General features: G+C 60.5%; 13 protein-coding genes. 2 read left to right on the top strand and 11 right to left on the bottom strand.

Annotation, left to right across the window (positions count from 1 at the left end; all coding sequences use genetic code 11):
* Nucleotides 1–167: 167 nt before the first annotated feature.
* From CRI93_RS07045 to CRI93_RS07030, 4 genes are all read right to left on the bottom strand, one after another.
* A complete protein-coding gene (locus CRI93_RS07045) occupies nt 168–2,573 on the bottom strand; it encodes a TonB-dependent receptor (protein WP_098061920.1) in 2,406 nt (801 codons plus the stop codon).
* A gap of 136 nt (nt 2,574–2,709) precedes the next feature.
* Complete coding sequence (locus CRI93_RS07040; protein ID WP_176521751.1) at nt 2,710–3,219, bottom strand: iron transporter; 510 nt, start codon at nt 3,217–3,219, stop codon at nt 2,710–2,712.
* 344 nt (nt 3,220–3,563) lie between these two features.
* The gene (locus CRI93_RS07035) at nt 3,564–4,361 is read right to left on the bottom strand and encodes a VOC family protein (protein WP_098061918.1); all 798 of its coding nucleotides are present in this window, start codon (nt 4,359–4,361) and stop codon (nt 3,564–3,566) included.
* A 144-nt stretch (nt 4,362–4,505) separates the two neighbouring features.
* Nucleotides 4,506–5,744 carry an FAD-dependent oxidoreductase gene (locus CRI93_RS07030; protein ID WP_098061917.1) on the bottom strand — a complete coding sequence of 413 codons (1,239 nt, stop codon included), beginning with the start codon at nt 5,742–5,744 and terminating at the stop codon, nt 4,506–4,508.
* A gap of 415 nt (nt 5,745–6,159) precedes the next feature.
* On the opposite strand from CRI93_RS07030, the gene CRI93_RS07025 reads away from it, so the two are divergent.
* Entirely contained in the window at nt 6,160–7,320 is a 1,161-nt protein-coding gene (locus CRI93_RS07025) for a hypothetical protein (RefSeq protein ID WP_098061916.1), read from the top strand.
* 356 nt (nt 7,321–7,676) lie between these two features.
* On the opposite strand, the gene CRI93_RS07020 is transcribed toward CRI93_RS07025, so the two are convergent.
* From CRI93_RS07020 to CRI93_RS07000, 5 genes are all read right to left on the bottom strand, one after another.
* Nucleotides 7,677–8,318 (bottom strand): carbonic anhydrase, encoded by a 642-nt coding sequence (locus CRI93_RS07020; protein ID WP_098061915.1) that lies wholly within the window; start codon nt 8,316–8,318, stop codon nt 7,677–7,679.
* Between the two features lie 129 nt (nt 8,319–8,447).
* Nucleotides 8,448–8,819, bottom strand: a complete 372-nt coding sequence (locus CRI93_RS07015) for a P-II family nitrogen regulator (RefSeq protein WP_098061914.1) — start codon at nt 8,817–8,819, stop codon at nt 8,448–8,450.
* A gap of 48 nt (nt 8,820–8,867) precedes the next feature.
* Complete coding sequence (locus tag CRI93_RS07010) at nt 8,868–11,327, bottom strand: DUF2309 domain-containing protein (protein WP_098061913.1); 2,460 nt, start codon at nt 11,325–11,327, stop codon at nt 8,868–8,870.
* Nucleotides 11,317–12,738, bottom strand: a complete 1,422-nt coding sequence (locus CRI93_RS07005) for a proton-conducting transporter transmembrane domain-containing protein (RefSeq protein ID WP_098061912.1) — start codon at nt 12,736–12,738, stop codon at nt 11,317–11,319. Before CRI93_RS07005 ends, CRI93_RS07010 begins: the two co-directional genes overlap by 11 nt.
* Before the next feature lie 268 nt (nt 12,739–13,006).
* A complete protein-coding gene (locus CRI93_RS07000; protein ID WP_098061911.1) occupies nt 13,007–13,375 on the bottom strand; it encodes a Na-translocating system protein MpsC family protein in 369 nt (122 codons plus the stop codon).
* A gap of 266 nt (nt 13,376–13,641) precedes the next feature.
* On the opposite strand from CRI93_RS07000, the gene CRI93_RS06995 reads away from it, so the two are divergent.
* The gene (locus CRI93_RS06995) at nt 13,642–15,147 is read left to right on the top strand and encodes an SLC13 family permease (protein WP_098061910.1); all 1,506 of its coding nucleotides are present in this window, start codon (nt 13,642–13,644) and stop codon (nt 15,145–15,147) included.
* A gap of 384 nt (nt 15,148–15,531) precedes the next feature.
* Here the strand turns inward: CRI93_RS06995 and CRI93_RS15115 are convergent, their stop codons facing one another.
* Both CRI93_RS15115 and CRI93_RS06985 read right to left on the bottom strand, forming a co-directional pair.
* A complete protein-coding gene (locus CRI93_RS15115) occupies nt 15,532–15,702 on the bottom strand; it encodes a nucleotidyltransferase domain-containing protein (RefSeq protein WP_141491605.1) in 171 nt (56 codons plus the stop codon).
* Between the two features lie 88 nt (nt 15,703–15,790).
* On the bottom strand, nt 15,791–16,225 hold the full coding sequence (locus CRI93_RS06985; protein WP_098061908.1) for a hypothetical protein: 435 nt from the start codon (nt 16,223–16,225) through the stop codon (nt 15,791–15,793).
* Nucleotides 16,226–17,092: the final 867 nt, after the last annotated feature.

Here is a 17,092-nt window from a genome sequence, read left to right as displayed (position 1 = left end):
CTGTTTAGCCGTATCTGCTGAACGCCGAGGAGATGTTTCGACGCGCTTCACCCCGAAAGACGTCGGGGCTCCGCTTGCTCAACATGACAACAGGTTGGGAGGAACGTTGACACTGCAATAGTACTGTCCTGATTGCTCGCTACGCTCTGTATCCCCCAAACGAATGCTTAAAACGTGTAGCCTACTTTCAGGAGCGCCGAGCGCGGCTCGCCGGGGTAAATGCGCCCGAAGTTGTAGCCGCCGGTCCAGTAGGTTTCGTCGAACACGTTGTTCAGCGTGGCGGTGATTTTGAAGTTATTCACCGTGTAGAAGGCCGTGGCATCGGCCACGAAGTAGCCGGGCAGTTGCAGGGTGGATTCAAAGGTATTGCGCTCGGTGACGAAGTGGCCACCGCCGCCAAATCCGAGTCCGGCAAACGGACCGTCGGAAATCGTGTAGGTGCCCCAGAAACCGCCCATATGTTCGGGCGCATTCTCCTTGATCTGGCCTTCGTTGGCCGGGTCGGCGGCCTCAATGATTTCAGCACGGTTGTAGGCGTAATTCGCCGTGAGGCGCAGCCCGCTGACGGGCTCCCCGGCCACCTCCAGCTCCACGCCGCGTGAGCGCTCTTCGCCGCGCTGTTCAAGCAGATTGGGATTGCCCGAATCGTTGGCGCTTACGAGCACGTTTTCTTTCGTGATCTGGTAGGCGGCAGCAGTGGCCGAGAGACGTCCGTCGAAGAACATGCCCTTGGCCCCGGCTTCGTAGAGGAAGCTGGTTTCGGGGTCGAAGGGGCCGCCCGCCTGCGGATTCACCAGCGAGCTGGCTGCCTGTGGCTGAAAGCCTTTCGAGAATGATCCGTACAGGTTCACATTGTCGGTCGCGCTGAAGACGAGTCCGGCCCGGGGCAGCCAGGCGGTCTGCTCCACGGTTTCACCGCCGCTGCTTTCGGGCAGCAGGTCGCGGTACCACTCGTGGCGCAGCGATACGAGCGCCTGCCAGCGGTTCCACGACACCTGATCTTGCACGTAGGCGCCGTAGGTGCGGGCACGCACCGGCTCCTCCAGCCACGGCTCCGAAAACCAGTTGGCTTCGTACGTGGCCGGGTTGCGCCCCTCGATGGTGCGCACCGGATCCGTCAGGCTGAAGTTGCCCACGTTGCCGCCGGGCGTTTCGGTGCCATCGGGCAGAATGAAGTTGTCGGCCCCGCGCGCGCCCCACTGCGTGCGGTTGTCGTCTTGCTGCAAGAAGTCGAACCCGGCCAGCGCCTGATGCTCCACAGCGCCGGTTTCGGTGTCGAGGGTGAAATAGTTTGTCACGTTATCCACCACCCGCTCCTGTTTGCGTTTGATGAACGCGAGTTGCAGCGTGGTGGGGTCGTTGGGCAAAAAGACGTTGCTCGTGCGGTGCTCCTCCAGGTCATGATCATAGCGGAAGCGCATGTACGAACTGTTGAACGTGAGCGCGTCGGTAAATTCGTGGCTGAGCGATGTGGTGACGTGAAAGTTAGTGTTGTTCATGAAGTCGCCCGGCTGACTCAGTGAGAAGTCGATGGGCGTAGAGGTGAGGTCGTCGGTCTGGTCGAAGATGGGCTGGCCGCGGTCGAGGCGCGTGTTTACATCGGCGTAGACGAAATCGACATTTACGCGGGTACGGTCGCTTGGGAGAAACGATACCGAGGGCGCAATAAGAATGGACTCGTTGAACTGAAGCGTGCGGAAGGTATCGGCGTTTTCGTATCCCACGTTGAGACGGTACAGCACACTGCCGTCATCGGTCAGCGGACCCGTGAAGTCAGCCGTAGCGCGGTAGGTGTCGTAGCTACCCAGCGTAAAGTTGATGCTCTGGCGCTCGGAGGCCAGCGGCTTTTTCGTGACCATGTTGATGGTGCCGCCGGGATTCGTGTTCGCAAAGAGCGCTGAGGCCGGGCCCTTGAGCACCTCCACGCGCTCGATGTGGGGCAGAATCGGGTTCGTCCAGAACGAGAACCCCGCTTTGAGCCCGTTCAAGAGCCGCGCATCGCTCGACCCGGATCGGAAGCCACGTGCGGTGTAGTCGTTATACCCGGAAAAGGTGTTGACGCCCGCTACGTTCTTGAACACCTCGTTCAGACGGTACGTCTGCTGGTCGTCGAGCACCTCTTTGGTGATGACCGAGACCGACTGCGGCACGTCAATGAGCGGGGTGGCTGATTTCGTAGCGACAAAGCTGTAATCGCCTGCGTAGCTTTGCGCTCGGCGGCCCACCACTTCAACGCCCTGTAGTTCGATATCAGCGGGCGTAAACTGGAGGGCGACGCTGGCGGTCTCGCCTGCGTTTACCGTTATCTCCTGGCGTATCGTTTCGTATCCCACAAAGCTGGCGCGCAGCGTGTAGGTGTCGGCAGGCACATCCGAAAGCATGAACGCCCCGTCGGCGTTGGTGGCTGCGCCGAAAGCGGTGCCTTCAAGGCCAATGTTCACCCCGCTGAGCGGCTCCTCGGTCGTTGCATCGACGACGGTGCCCGTAATTTCGCCGGACTGCGCAAGGACGCTTGTGGTCATCCATCCGAGCACAAGAAATACGAGGCTGGCGTAGCGTATCGCGTGGGTCATGCGTGATAAGGTGGGTAATTTAAAAAGCGTCGTGTAGAAGTTATAGTTATCTGAACTTCATCCAGATAACAATCTGTACGCAGCTATGTGCTGGGCAACACACGCTGCATGGGTGGGTGGGTGACGTTCAGCGGTGCTACCGTCGCGTAGCCGCTGCGATCTCCTCAAAGTCAAGCCCCTCGAACGTAAACGACTGTGCTTCGAACAGCGGCGTGCCGTGGGCATCGCGCCAGCTCTTGTGGAAGGCGAGTTCCGTCTCCTCGGGCGGACGCACATCGAACGTCACGGTGTACGGGTCGGTCGGCTCGCCCGGCAGCGATACGTTGCGGGCGTAGTGCATGGCATCGCCGAGCGTGACGTGCGGAATGAGCGACACGGTTTCGGTATCGCCCGTGGCTTCGTTGGTAATCGTGGCAAAGAAGTGGAGATAGGCCACGAATCCCCCCCGCGTTACGCCTTCGGGCACGTCCATGCTCTCGTCGGTCGCCCAGGTCGTGAGCACTTCGAGATGCACATCGGTTTTATCTTCGGCCAGGTTCTGGTCGTGCGGCGTTACGTCGTCTTTGGGCGCGCCCTCAAACACAAGCTGAATACCGGGCTCGATGACCTCTTCGCCGATGATCATTTCCTGAGCCTGTGCAGGCATGCACAGCATCATCAAAAGCAAGAGGGATGCACAGATCGTCCGTTTCATGGCATATATCGGTTGGATTCGAGAGAGGAGCACTCGGGCAGAGCGCTCTATCCTTATTTAGACACGATACAAATAGAGAATTGAGGCTAACCCATGCAAGGGTCGAACGCGAACTTTGGACGCTCTTCACGTCTTGATAGGCGGCATCCCACTACACATCAACCGGCACCGCATACACTTCGACGACGGGCGGCATGCATTCCGATCACCGCCGGAAACACCTCTGGAAAATCGAGTGCATCCATCTTCCACTGAAACATGAGGGCCTTTCATATCCCACCGAAACCGCCTTTGGGCTATACAACCTGCCCCACCACCGCTTCCATCTGGTCGAGCACGCGCTGGGTAAAGAGCGCCACAAGCCGACGCCGCACCTCGCGCTGATGGTCGAGATAGAACGCGTACTCGTCTTCGGTGAAGTGCCCCGCCACAAGTCCCACAAGCGAGCGCTTCAGGCGGCGGTCTTCTTTTAGGAGATTCCGCACCTTCGCCTCCTGGTCGGCAGGGTCCATTTTCGCAAAGCCCGTATTGTATTTCTGGAGGTAGCGGGCCACCGTTGTTAGGATGAGCGGATTCTGCAGCTTGCAAATGGGACGCAGCGTGCGGCTCTGGAGCTGCTCCATCGGGCGCTGCTCCTCGGTATCGACGGGTACATACGGGCGGATGCGGAGCATGGCATCATCCCGGGCATCGGCGTCCAGCCCCCACAGTTCGGACGTGGCCAGTTCGACGCTATTCCCTGCCGGATCGCGCACATACAGCGAAACGGCGCGCTCGTGATGCGGCCAGGTAGCCGTGTCTTCGATGGGAATATCGTGTGCGGCAAAGCGCTCCCGCCACGCCTCCACCTGACAAAAAGGAATTGCCAGCGCAACGTGTCCGGGTCCGTCAGTCCCGTGGGCAGGCAGCGATTCGGTTTCGCGCGTCACCTCGGCGATGAACACATGCACAATGCCGCGTCCACACCGGAACGAGAGATGGCGCTCGGGCTCATCAAACACCACGGGCAGGTTCAGCACCGTGCTGTAGAAGTGGCGGGCAGCCTCCAGATCCGAGGCATACAGACTGGTTTCGAGGACGTGGGTGGGGCGCATGGGTGGGAGCCGTCTGAGAGAACGAGAAATGACCTGTCTATTCTCCTGAACCGCCCTCGCAGCACGTAGATTCGTGACACATCTGCACAGCCGTGTCCGTCGCGGACCCCGCATCTCGCATTTGTGCCATCGGTGGCATTCAAGTCATCTCCGCAGGGTAGAGCCATTCACAACGACATCAGCATCGGTGGGCCCTTGCGCATCGTAGCGCGCTACCAGCGCGTCGAGGTGCGCTGGGTCGTTGGCCCCCGGCAGGGCTTGCGTAGCCGTCTGGCACTCCGCATCTACTCCGAGCTTTTGGCAGACACGATCGGCAACGGCTTCTGCCATCTGACGGTAGGTGGTCAGCTTGCCGCCAACAATGCTGAGGAAGTTTTCCACACCATCGCTGGCATGGTCAAGCACAAAGAATCCTCGGGAAATCCCGCGCCGGTTGCTCTTTTGCTCATCGGGGGCATACAGCGGACGCACGCCCCACCACGTACGGACCACAGCGGCTTCTGCAACCGGGGGCAGCATCTTGGCACACTCCTGGACGGACTTCTCGACTTCCCAGTCGGCCTCCTCGTACGTGTCGGGGTCGGAGACGGAGACGCTTGTTGTACCGAGCACCACCTCACGTTCGTGGGGAACGATGATGTCGCCATCATCGGGATCGCGGCACCGGTTGAGGGCAGGGCCAAGCGCATCATGCTTTACAGAGATCATGACGCCACGTGATGGAGCCATCTCAACGTTGACACCTGCCATCGCAGCCACCTGTCCGGCCCAGGCACCTGTCGCATTAACGACATACTGTGGCGCCACTGTTTTACCCACACTGCCCCCCAACACAGCCTGGGTGACGCGTCCGTCTTCAACCATGAGGCGTTCAAGAGGCGCATGGGGGTAGACCGCGCCTCCATGTGCCTCGGCATCGGCGGCGTTAGCTGCACCAAGACGCGAAGGATAGATTACTCCGTCGGGCACCCACATGGCGCGCTCAACGCGTGGAGAGAGTCCTGGTACGGCACGCCGGGCTTCGTTGCCGTCGAGCACCCGCGTCTCAATACCGATAGACTCGCACGCAGCCCGCTTGCTTTCGAAGTAATCCGGATCGTCCTCCGAAAGTTGAACAAACAGCCCCCCTGTATCGCGGATGCATTCTCCAGCAATTGCACGGAGTACCTGGTTTTCTTCAATACACTCTTCAGCGCCTATTTGGTCGGCCTCGGCGTAGCGGGCTCCGCTATGGAGGAGTCCATGAGAGCGGCTGGATGCTCCGCTTGAGAGTCCATTTCGCTCTGCAAGCATGACGTCAATGCCGCGAAGTGCAAGGTCGCGTGCAATGCCCGTGCCGGTGGCACCGCCGCCAATAACGAGTACGGTGGGAGAGTCTTTCATCAGAAGAGAGGGGACTAAATGCATGGGCATGTGAGCGACCCAAAGACAGCTTCGAGCCGGTGTTTAGAATCCTCTCGAAGAGGATCAACTTTGATCTGGTTGCAACTTCAAGAGCCCATGTTGTTCGAATATAAATCGATATAAGACAGGCCTTTTACACATTCGAGGATTCTTGCGGGCAGGAAGTCAAGCTGCCGAGGCGAGAAGAGTCTGATCTGGCAAATGTCTCGCCGCCTTCGTTCCTTGGAAAGCACGCTGTAGCATCCGTATGCCTCACATGACACAACAGCCCGTGCCGGGACGCCCCCTCATGCGATACCTATTCGCAGTTCCTATTGTATTCTGCATACTTGCGGCGGGGTTTAGCGCCTGCACCGCACCAGATACGACGTCTCTTTCGCTGGAATCGGTCGCGGTGGCTCTTGAAAACAACACCTTTGCACCCCGCCTTTCTGTGGATGCGGAGGATCGCCTGTTGCTTTCGTATCTGGAGGACACCGAGGAGGGACACGCACTGAAGTTTGTCCGTCATGATGGACGTGAATGGACGGCCCCACAGACGGTGACTGAAGGAACCGACTGGTTTGCGAACTGGGCCGATACGCCGGGCGTGCGTCCGGTGGGGGACTGGCTTTTTGCACACTGGCTCGTGCGCAGCGGCCCGGTGGCCTATCACTACAGCATTCACGCCGCATGGTCGGACGACGGCGGGGCTACGTGGAGCGATCCGTTTGTGCTTCACGGCGAGGAGCGACCGGCCGAGCACGGCTTTCTCTCCTCCGTCGTGCTCAACGATAGCACACTGGGCGTTGCGTGGCTGGACGGCCGCCGTACTGTTTCTGAGGAGACGAACCCAAACGACGAAGCAACCCACGATTCGCACACCAACTCGGGGGCAATGAGTCTGCGTTGGGCACGCCTGAAACCGGGCGAGACGCGCCTGAGTCAAGATATCGAGTTGGATGCGCGGGTCTGCGACTGCTGCATGACGGCCTCGGTACGCGAGGGCACAGACGTCCGCATCTTGTACCGCGACCGTACCCAGGCCGAGGTCCGCGACATTGCATCCGCGCGTGTTACTCCAGCGGGACATCAGAATGAGGGCCGGGTGGCTGCAGACGACTGGCAGATGCCGGCCTGTCCGGTGGAAGGCCCAGCGGTTGCCCGGCGCGGCACCACCACCGATGCCGTCTGGTTCACGGGCAGCGAGAGTACACCCAAGGTCTTCTGGGCCTCGGCCCGCAACGATTCAGGCGATTTCGGCGCGGCCACACAGATCGATCAGGGCCACCCCGCCGGTCGCGTCGGAGCTGTGGCGGTTGACACGGATCGGACGCTGCTTACCTGGGTCGAAGCTGCCGACGCAGGCGCTTCATCGGGCCACATCATGGCGCGCCTGGCACATGGTGAAGAGGCATCCGCTGCTTCTAATCTTGTGCCGGTGACTACCGGACGAGGGAGCGGGTTTCCTGTGCTGGCACGCACCACCAACCACGTGTGGCTGGCCTGGACCGCGGTCTCTGACGACACCCGGCGCGTTCGCATCGGGCGCGTAGCGGGCGTGGGTCAGGAGTAGACGAGCCGGAGGACGTACGCGGTTGTAACTCACACCCGTCACCACGTCGCGGGGCTCTGCCTCTTGACGTGGTCGTTTAGGGGCTCTGCCCCGTTCTTCGCGCTGGAAGAAGATGTTTTGGTAGCGGTTCAACGCTAAGTGCTGGAAGAAATATACCGGTAGCCGAAGACTGGAAGCACCCTCGGCACAGACGTCTCCGGAGCGGCTGGCAGGGCGAACGGGGGCCGTTCGCCTCAGAAGCAGATGTTTTTTCGTTCACCCGTTCATCCTTCGGTCCATCCACACACCAACGATGCATGTGTCTGTTTAGCCCACTCGTCGCATGGCTCCGCTGAGCTGCGAGGAAACGGCCCGACCTATGCATCCCCCGAAACCGACAATGGTTCATTGATCCGGTAGATAGCCGGTACCTGGTCAGGGCCGTCGACCTCAACGCCCAGGTTGTGGATTTTGCCGTTGGCAAGCTGATAGATCCAGCCGTGAATGGTTATGGCGTGTCCGCGCTGCCAGGCTTTCTGCACTACGGTGGTGCTGGCAATACCTTCCACCTGGTCGATCACGTTGAGCTCGCAAAGGCGGTCCCACCGCGCCTGGTCGTCAGCGATGCCGTCAAGTTCGTCGTGATGCTCGTGGTAGCATCGCTTAATGGGGCGCAGCCAGTTATCGATGAGGCCGTGGTCGGTGTGCTCCATTGCGGCTTTCACACCGCCGCACTGGTAGTGCCCACACACTACGATGTGCGGCACCTGGAGTACCTCCACCGCATATTGCAGCACCGAGAGGCCGTTCAGGTCGTCGTGGTCGATGCGATTGGCGATGTTGCGATGCACAAACAGATCGCCCGGATGACACTCCACAATCTCGTTAGCGGGCACGCGGCTGTCGGAGCAGCTAATCCACAAGAAGCGAGGCGACTGGCCGTGGGCGAGATCGTCGAAGAAGCCGGGCTCGTGTTCAGCCGCCCATTCCCGGTTACGCTGGAGCAGTTCGTTAGGCATAGCAGCAGGGAGACAAACCGTAGAGGTTGACATTACAAGTGCTTGTTACGCCCCGCTATGGCAATTTGGTTCGCCTTACGGGCCGTGCACTGGTATGCCGGGGCGCAGACGCCCTCCGCATCTGTCCTGCTACTGCTCCGAGGCCTTCCCCACAAACTTCTTGAGACGCACCACTTCTGTATCCGATACGAACATCACGCCAGAGCTTTTCTCAAAGAGCGGCGTGAGCCCGTCGATAATCGTCTGGATCTTGCTCTCATCGCTCACCGCAAAGAACATGACAAGGCTCGCCTCATCATTGAACAGCAGGTTTCCCTCGTGAAAGCCGCTTGTGCCCTTGCCCGCAACATTGCGGTGAATGGTGTAGCCGCTCACGCCCGACTCTTCCAGCAGGTCTTGCACAAACGTCTCGCGCTTGCCTTTTACGATGATCTCGATCTTCTTGAGCGGGTGGAGCGAGTGCTCCGTGCGCCAGTTGGGTTCGTTGTTGGTAGCATCCATTGTATATCGTTGTATCTGTGTAAAGAGCTGTCTGGGGGATGCGCGCACTCATACAGACATAGCGCGCTCGGGCTCCGATACTGAAGCTGCGTCTTCGGTTGTGGATGCGGAGGGCTCGGATTCGTCCTGCCACGTCCCACCCGGCTGGTAGCGGCACACTGCATTATTCTGCTCAGGATCCATCACCGCGAGGGCCATCCATTCGTGATCAAAGAGCATGCGCAGCTGAGCATTGCGATTCAGGATGCGCTTCACGCGGTCTACCGGTGCTTGCACCACCGCCATCAGCCGTAGCGGATGGTGGTACGGCGTGGTGTCATCGCTCTGAAGCGATTGCAGCGGCAGCCCCGTCATCAGGTCGCCCCCGTTGCCCTGCCACACGCCAAAGTTACCCACCACGTTCTGCGTAATCTTCGAGCCGCTGCCGTACACGGCGTTATCGACCGTCGAAAAGTAGTACTGCGTGTTAATCCACTCGCCCACCACAAGCGGTCCGGTCATAATTTGCGCGAGCGCGGTACCATTTGCATCCGCCTGCCAGTCGTAGGCATGCAAGAAGGCACGACCTTCAAGGTTGCATTGCGATGTAAGCGCACGCCGCCCAATAATGAACGCCGCATTGCCCGAAAGCCCCCACTCCGGACGCGCCTCGGCCCAGTCGACCGCGCGGCGCTCTGTATCGGCAGTGCTCCGTTTCAGATCGGCACCGCGTAGCGTGGGGGCACGCTCGGCAGTGGCGTGGTCTTGCGCCGTGTTCAGGTCGCGCTCCAACTGCGCTACGATCTGCGCCTGTGTGTCGGTGAGGGCGGGCGTGGCAAAGAATTGTACCGCGTCGGTGGTGGTGTTGTGCTGCGCGGCCAGGAAGACCGTGTCGTCCGGGATGTCGATGCCGCGCTCGCGCAGAGCAGCGCGCACCTCAGACTCGTTGCAAATGGCCGCCAGCACCCGCGCATTCGGTCCGCCCGGATGCCCCGCACACGCGCCGCAATCCAGGCTCGACTGATACGGATTGTTCGCCGTCTCACTGCCATGCCCGGTAAAAACCACGACCGGAGCAAACCGGTCCCAGCCCATCAGCCGAAAGGCCGCCTCGGCGTAGGCCGCCTTCTCCTGCACGGCAAGTCCTACCGGCAGCCCATCGGGGGTGTCAGCCTCGGGTGTGCGGTCGAGCGTCAGGTCGCAAAAATCATCGGGCTGGGGGATGCGCGCGGTCCACGCTTCGCGTCCGGTGCGCAGCCAATTGGGCACAAGCGTGCGTGCCGCCAGCGCCGCCCCGAAGAGCCCGCCCGACGCCTCTACAAAACCAAACGCCGCCGCAATGTTCTGCTTGAGCGACTTCACAAGCGAGCGTCCCGCCTGCGCCCACGCCTGCCACCGGTCGTGCGTGGCTGCATCGCCGGAATCTGCCGTGGGGGTTTCGCGGATGCGGTGCTTCGGGTCTACAATCGGCGGACACAGCTCAACGCGGGCGTCGGTGCCATGCGCTTCGTACTGCATTGGCAGCCCAAAGAACCCGGCATAGCCAAAGGTTTCGTACGGGCCGGTCTCTTCAAGATGGCGGCGGATCACCTCCGAGCGCACGTCAATGCAGAACACAAGCTGTGCATTAGGGCGGGGGGATGCAGAAGCCTGTGCTGTGGTGGAAGCAGCAATCTCAAGATCAGATAGCAGCTGCTCGCGATAGGTGGCTTCCCACGCCTCCAGCCAGGGCGCGGCCCGCTCCGCATATTCGTCGTCGTTTGGTGGACGCCTGTTCGCTGCGGACCGCTCGTTGTTCGGGGTAACAGATAGGCCAAGGGCACGGGCGGTATGAAGGCGGGCGGCCAGGTAGCCAATCAGCGTAATCGGATGCGCGGCCTGCCAAGCATCATGCCGGGCCTGTACTCGCCACTTGATGAACGCCGCCCATCCCGGAAGCGCCGTCAGATGATGTTGCAAAATCGCCTCCCACTGCGATTCCGGATGCCCGTCCAGGCCCGCAGCCAGCGCATCTACCGCACGCTCTGGCAGGGTGCGCAGGGAAGCGCGGTTCGGAATCTGAGTGTCGTACGGCGCCACCTCGCGCCAGGCGGCGTAGAAGCCTTTCTCGCGATGTGGCATAGACCAGGCGGCCTGCCCCTGATCCAAGAACACCGCCAGCCACTTCGCCATGATGCGATTCAGCGGGTCATCGGCGCGGGGGGCAGGGCTTTCCGAGCGGATTTCGGCTCCCTCCAGTTCGGCCAGCAGCGTCTCGAGGGGGCCCGTTTGCTCGTGGGCGCGCAGGCGCTCCTGCAGGTGGTCTGGGTCAATGGCACCGGCATTCCAGGCATAACGCAACTGATTGGCACGGGGGTACCCGCATCCGTCGAAGAGCGCACGGGCATGCCGCACCGCTTCGTTGAACGGACGATCTTCGAATCCGGCCAGCGGATTAGCCGCGATGTACGACTGCAATGGCCAGCAGCGCCCCAGCACATTGGCCGCGTTCTCAACACGGGCGCGCAGGGCAGACAGGTCAGTGGGCATGGTAGTCGGAGCGACGATTGGTGAGGGTAGCAGATGCGGGTTGCGACATGTTGAGCAGCGCCGTGTAGAGGCGCGGGCGCTCGCGGTGCCATCCGCGCTCGGTGGCTACATATGCCAGCACGAACAGCATACCTACGATGCCATGTACAATGGAGGCCTCGGCAGGCACCACCGCCATGGGCAGGTCCACCGTCAGCGCTGCAATCCCGTTGTACACGCCAGCGTACAGCGCAATCGCAGGCAACACCACAAGCGGCAGCGCCACGGCACGGGCAAGCGGCCCCAGCGCGGTTGTGCGCAGCACCGTAGTTCCCGCATGCAGCACGGCCAGCACCACCACGAGCGTAAGCAGCAGCCCGCCATCGGGCACGGCCACGGATTTGCCCGTAAGCCACGCAAAGAGCCCGCCCCCGACGAGCCCCGTGAAGAGCGCGATCGCAAGCGTACCCCCTCCTGCCGCCGACGAGGATGTCTTCGGAGGCTGCTTCGCCGTCACGACCGATCCCGACGCCAGAAAGAGATACGCCTTGTAGAATCCGTGCAAGATGAGGTGGGCAATAGCTGCCGCAAAGAAGCCGAGTCCGCACTGCAACACCATGAATCCCATCTGCGCGACGGTCGAGCAGCCGAGCTGGCGCTTCACATCAGCCTGAATGAGCATCCAGGCCTGGGCGAGCAGGGCGCTGAGTGCGCCCACCGCGACAATGGCGAGCATTACCACAGGCAGCCCCGCCACAACGGGAGCAAAGCGCGCCAGAAGCAGTCCCCCGGCGTTCACAAGCCCGGCGTGCATAAAGGCGGATACCGGGGTCGGGGCGGTCATGGAGGAGAGCAGCCATCCATGAAACGGGATGAGTGCCGACTGTATCATGGCAGCGCCCACCAGCAGCACGGATACACCTGCGAGTACGCTGGTGGGAAGCATGTCAGTGTGCAAAAGCGCCTCCGAGATGGTGGCCGTCTCGGTGTATCCGGCAATCAGTCCCAGGGCCGCCGCCAGCAGGGCGCTTCCACCAAGGAACGACCACCGGGCTCGGCGCGCCGCAGCCTGAGCTTGCGGCCACCCCCGAATGAGTCCGATGAGATCGGCCAGTAGCCAGCCCATGAGGGCCCAGCAGGCGGCGAAGAGCGCCAGGTGGTTCGCTGCGGTGAGCAGCAGCACCACAAGCGTCAGCGCCAGCAGTCGTCCGTAGAAGCGCAATTGGTGGAGGCTCCCGTCCATGTAGCGCCGCGCATAGCTGTGCACGATGCCACTCACGAACGTCACCACCGTAGCCATGATGAGCGTGAGCCCATCGATACGAAGCAGATCGCCCCACGCGGTATTGAGACCCACGGTGGCGTGCACCCCGAGCGCCCCAAGGCTAACGGCAAAAAGCATCCAGACCAATCGTGTACTGAGGGCGGCCATGCGACGTAGAGTCTGTTCGTTAGGGCGAAACGTGGCATAGGCCCAACGCAAAAAGCCGACCTGCAACACCACGAGAGCAGTGCTGAAAGTCGGCGTGCAATCGTTGCACCTGCTCGCAGAGAGCCTGTGCGCGGCTTGGGCCTACAAAATATGTAACGTGCAGACGCAACTCGCCCCAGGGGCGCTTTGCCTCCACACCGATGTCAACGTTAACGGGTGGACACGATCCATGCAAGTCCACCTTAGGGACTTACATGAACTTCACGCGTCAGTCGAAGGTTGCTTCCAGATTTCCATCGAGGCTGAACACGAAGATGCGCTCGCCCGTGCGGGCGCTGATGTCGGTGTGCAGGCTCACCACCTCAACGCCGGTTTCCTCTTCGACCAGGGCGCGCAACTCATCGCTGGAGCTTTCGATGAGCCGCGTGCGCATCTGCTTGATAAGCTCCACGCCGCCGTTTTCGTGGCTGAGCTGCCGCTCGGCGGGACTCAAGATGCCTTGCAGTTGCACCACCACCATATTTTCAACGACAAACGTGCGCGCCTCTTTGGGTCCGCGTCCCAGATACTCGCGCTCGAACTTCGTAATCGCTTCAGTAACAGCCGCTTCGACCTGGCCTTGGGTGCGATTGGGCATGGTATACAATCGTTAATGTAGCTGAAAAAGCACACGCACGGCGTCGTGAACCCCAGCCCGCACTTCGTGATCCAGCATCGGAGCGAAGGCGTAGCTCCGCCTCCGAAACGCGGGTAATTGTTCAGGCACGATCCCTCGAAGCTGAGTGCGATGCTGGGGCGAGCACCGGGCTTCGTATCCCTCCCTAAAAGACATGGCTCCCTGCAACGCCCAGAGCGCTCCATCATACAAGCGCATACGCTCTTCACACCCGATGCTCGTCCCGTATGCCTGATGCTGATTCCGCTTCTTCTGGCCCCGATTCGTACGCGTGGCGGCAGCGTGCGGGACTGGTGGCCGGACCGGGGGCCCTGGCGCTGATCCTTTGGCTGCCTGCCCCTGGCACACTCGACCCTGCCGGATGGCGCACCGCGGGGGTAGCGCTGCTCATGGCCCTTTGGTGGATCACCGAGGCCCTGCCCATTCCCGCTACGGCACTTGTACCCGTAGTGCTCTTTCCGCTGCTCGGCATCGGCTCTGTGAGCGATGCAACCACGCCCTACGCCAATCCGCTCATCTTCTTGTTTTTGGGCGGCTTCCTGATTGCCATTGCGATGCAACGCTGGGATTTGCACCGGCGCATTGCACTGCGCATCATCGCCCAGGTCGGCAGCGGTCCGCAGGCGCTTGTGGGCGGATTCATGGCGGCGTGCGCGTTCCTCAGCATGTGGATCAGCAACACGGCCACCGCCATGATGATGCTGCCTATTGGCGTGTCGATGGTAGCGCTGGCGCGGTCGGGCAAAGACGCATCGCAGGAGCAGGTCGACACCTTCGCGGTCGTACTGATGCTGGCCATTGCCTACGCCTGCAACATTGGCGGCATGGGCACACTCATTGGCACGCCCCCCAATGCGCTGCTGGCGGGCTTCATGAACGAATCGTACGGCATCGACATCGGCTTTGCGCAATGGATGGGCATTGGGCTCCCCCTCGTTGCCGTGGGCCTGCCGCTGACCTACGTACTGCTAACGCGCATCCTGTTTCGGGTGGATGCGAAGGCGATTGCCGGAGGCAAAGATCTGGTGCAGCGCCGCCTGGCGGAGCTCGGCTCCATGACCCACCCGGAGCGGATGGTTGCTGCTGTATTTAGCAGCGTGGCGCTCCTGTGGATGACCCGCCCTCTGCTGGAGGCGTGGGTGCCCGGCCTTACGGATGCGGGGATCGCAATGGCGGGCGGTTTAATTCTCTTTGTGCTGCCTGCGGACTGGCGCACGGGCACCTTCGTGCTCGACTGGGAGTCGGCGGAGGAGCTCCCCTGGGGCGTGCTCATTCTGTTTGGCGGCGGCCTCTCGCTGGCGCAAGCGATCGAATCGACCGGACTGGCCACGTGGCTCGGCGAGGCGCTGGGCGTTATTGGTAGCTGGCCGCTGCTGCTCGTGGTCGTGCTCGTCACCACCGCGATCATCGGACTCACTGAAATCACGAGCAATACGGCCACGGCGGCGGCCTTTCTGCCGATTATGGCGTCGGTGGCCGTAGGCATTGGCGAGAATCCGTTCTTGCTGGCGGTGCCGGTGGCGCTGGCGGCAAGCAGCGCGTTTATGCTCCCGGTGGCCACCCCACCGAACGCCATCGTCTTTGGCAGCGGCGACGTAAGCATCCCGCAGATGGCCCGCGCGGGCATCCTGCTCAACCTGCTCTTCGTGGTGCTGATTGCGCTCGTCACCTACACGCTGGGTCCGCTCGTGCTGGGCATTGAGTTGGGGACGTTGCCCGGGTGGGCGGGGTGAGTGGGGAACGGCCTACGGTCAACGGCAACTCACTGTTGTGCTGCACCGTCAGCTTCATTTTCTTTCCGCCCTCCGTCCCACCAGTGCCAGCAGAATGCAAGTGCCACGCCCCAAACTAAACTATTTAGTATGAATGGCAGTGCGCTCAGAGGAAATCCGATTGCGCCCGGTGACCACATCTCCAGTAGGGGACGGGCGATCGGTAGCGACATAACCGTCCACGATGCCTCAACAACGCCCTCGTAGAAGGAGCGTGGAGCTGCTGGATCTGGCGCGTCAAACCTGCGCATTACGGCAGCGAAGTCGAGCACAAGGACAACGAATTGCGCAGCGAAGTGTATAGCGCTCAAACCGAGAATGCGCCCCATCGAAGGCATCGAGCGGTCAGGTTGAGACATACGGTAACGAGATGGCCATGAAGCTGTCAACGGACTCTTCTCCTGACACAAACTCAATCAGAAGGTCCACATCACTTTCGGGGGCGGACTCGCCTTGCTGCAAGGAGCCGAATAGACCAATGCGCCCCAGATCTTGTTTGGTTTGAACAGTAGCCATAGCAGTATGGGGAAACCAATTTCCGAAAACAGCACAAGCCCGTCGTCGGCTGCAATAGGGGTTATGCAGGCTTGATGACTGGGGCGCACTATTCTTTGACGGTAAACGTACTGGAGTAGCCGGTTTGATTTTCTCCCTCCAGACCGATCCGGTATGTAAGTTTCCCTCGGTACTTCCCTTGCTCTGATATGCTATTGGAGAAGCGAAATGTCTCTCCCGGTTCGGCAACGGACTCGAATCCGATTTCGTAAATGGCTGGACAAATTGTGCCATCGTGCGATTTCCAAGACTCATCATAACGCTGGATCCCGGAAATTAAGTACGGCCCGCAGAATTGCACGAAGAGTGATTCGTCCGACTCATTCGTAACAGAAAAATCAGCCTCCTGATCAACCTGATACTGATTCTTCTCGGATCGAATTTCAATCCTCGAACTCTTTTCCGCAGAGCCGAAAAGATCGCACCCAGTGAAGAAAATAAAAATGAGAGGGAGCAGGAAATAAGTACCATAGCGACCTATCATAGCGTGTACGATCTTGATGGTTACCGACTTGGAAGAAAATCGCAGATCCTTTCCTGAACTTGGCGAGAACAAAAATGTCGATGATCTTAACATAGGGGTTACACCTGTGTTTCTTAAGATGACCCGTATCCCTGCTCTGCATAGCGATCAAAGCTCACCGGCAAGAGCACGCCGGGCATACCTGCTCTGAGATGCGTCCCTGCGCTGGCGAAGTACAGGGGGGCGATGTCTTCGCTCTCGTTGTGCGGACGGAGTTGTTGACGGGCTGATGGTACGTCGTGCCGAGGCGTCCCCACAGTGATAGTTGGAACCCTGAGCCGCGTAGCTCGTGGACCTTCACAGCTACGGTTCTGGGATTTATTAAGCGGTCCCGTACCGTAGTCACGCCCCGAAGTCTTATCAACTGTCGGGGCATTTTTTATGTGGGTAGTGCACTTGGAACCTGTTTTGATTTTTTACTTTGGGCTCCGAGCGGCTCCGCTGGACTGCAAATTGTCCCTAATCTCGGCCCGTAGCCCCGGCTACGAACCTCGATTGGGGTCCAATTTTCGCCTCAGCGGCCCTCGCTCTCGCCGTCAAACCAAAACCCAAACAGGTTCTTATTCACGTCATGGGCGTTCAGCAACCTCAACAGTTCGCTGAATTCGGTCGGAAACTGGATCGTAAGCATAGTTGATCTGGCGGCTTTGTTCTAAGGCGACGCAACGCTCTTGAGGCGTTCTCGACAGCCAGTGCGCTTTGTCTTCCTTCTCCGCCTCTGAAAAAGATGAAACCGAGAATGTTGGAGCGTATTGGTGAACCAACGACACGTGCCGCCACAGCACACGCTGCGACGGCACGAGGAACGTTGTCGATAACACGCTTATG

Source organism: Longimonas halophila (genome assembly GCF_002554705.1).
Classification (GTDB): Bacteria; Bacteroidota; Rhodothermia; order Rhodothermales; family Salinibacteraceae; genus Longimonas; species Longimonas halophila.
Note: the sequence above shows the minus strand (reverse complement) of the source record. Positions and strands in the feature narration are given on the sequence as shown.

Coding starts and splice junctions, on each gene's coding strand:
- CRI93_RS07045 (WP_098061920.1), bottom strand. CDS start 2,573: ATGACCCACGCGATACGCTACGCCAGCCTCGTATTTCTTGTGCTCGGA.
- CRI93_RS07040 (WP_176521751.1), bottom strand. CDS start 3,219: ATGCCTGCACAGGCTCAGGAAATGATCATCGGCGAAGAGGTCATCGAG.
- CRI93_RS07035 (WP_098061918.1), bottom strand. CDS start 4,361: ATGCGCCCCACCCACGTCCTCGAAACCAGTCTGTATGCCTCGGATCTG.
- CRI93_RS07030 (WP_098061917.1), bottom strand. CDS start 5,744: ATGAAAGACTCTCCCACCGTACTCGTTATTGGCGGCGGTGCCACCGGC.
- CRI93_RS07020 (WP_098061915.1), bottom strand. CDS start 8,318: ATGCCTAACGAACTGCTCCAGCGTAACCGGGAATGGGCGGCTGAACAC.
- CRI93_RS07015 (WP_098061914.1), bottom strand. CDS start 8,819: ATGGATGCTACCAACAACGAACCCAACTGGCGCACGGAGCACTCGCTC.
- CRI93_RS07010 (WP_098061913.1), bottom strand. CDS start 11,327: ATGCCCACTGACCTGTCTGCCCTGCGCGCCCGTGTTGAGAACGCGGCC.
- CRI93_RS07005 (WP_098061912.1), bottom strand. CDS start 12,738: ATGGCCGCCCTCAGTACACGATTGGTCTGGATGCTTTTTGCCGTTAGC.
- CRI93_RS07000 (WP_098061911.1), bottom strand. CDS start 13,375: ATGCCCAATCGCACCCAAGGCCAGGTCGAAGCGGCTGTTACTGAAGCG.
- CRI93_RS06995 (WP_098061910.1), top strand. CDS start 13,642: ATGCCTGATGCTGATTCCGCTTCTTCTGGCCCCGATTCGTACGCGTGG.
- CRI93_RS15115 (WP_141491605.1), bottom strand. CDS start 15,702: ATGGCTACTGTTCAAACCAAACAAGATCTGGGGCGCATTGGTCTATTC.
- CRI93_RS06985 (WP_098061908.1), bottom strand. CDS start 16,225: ATGATAGGTCGCTATGGTACTTATTTCCTGCTCCCTCTCATTTTTATT.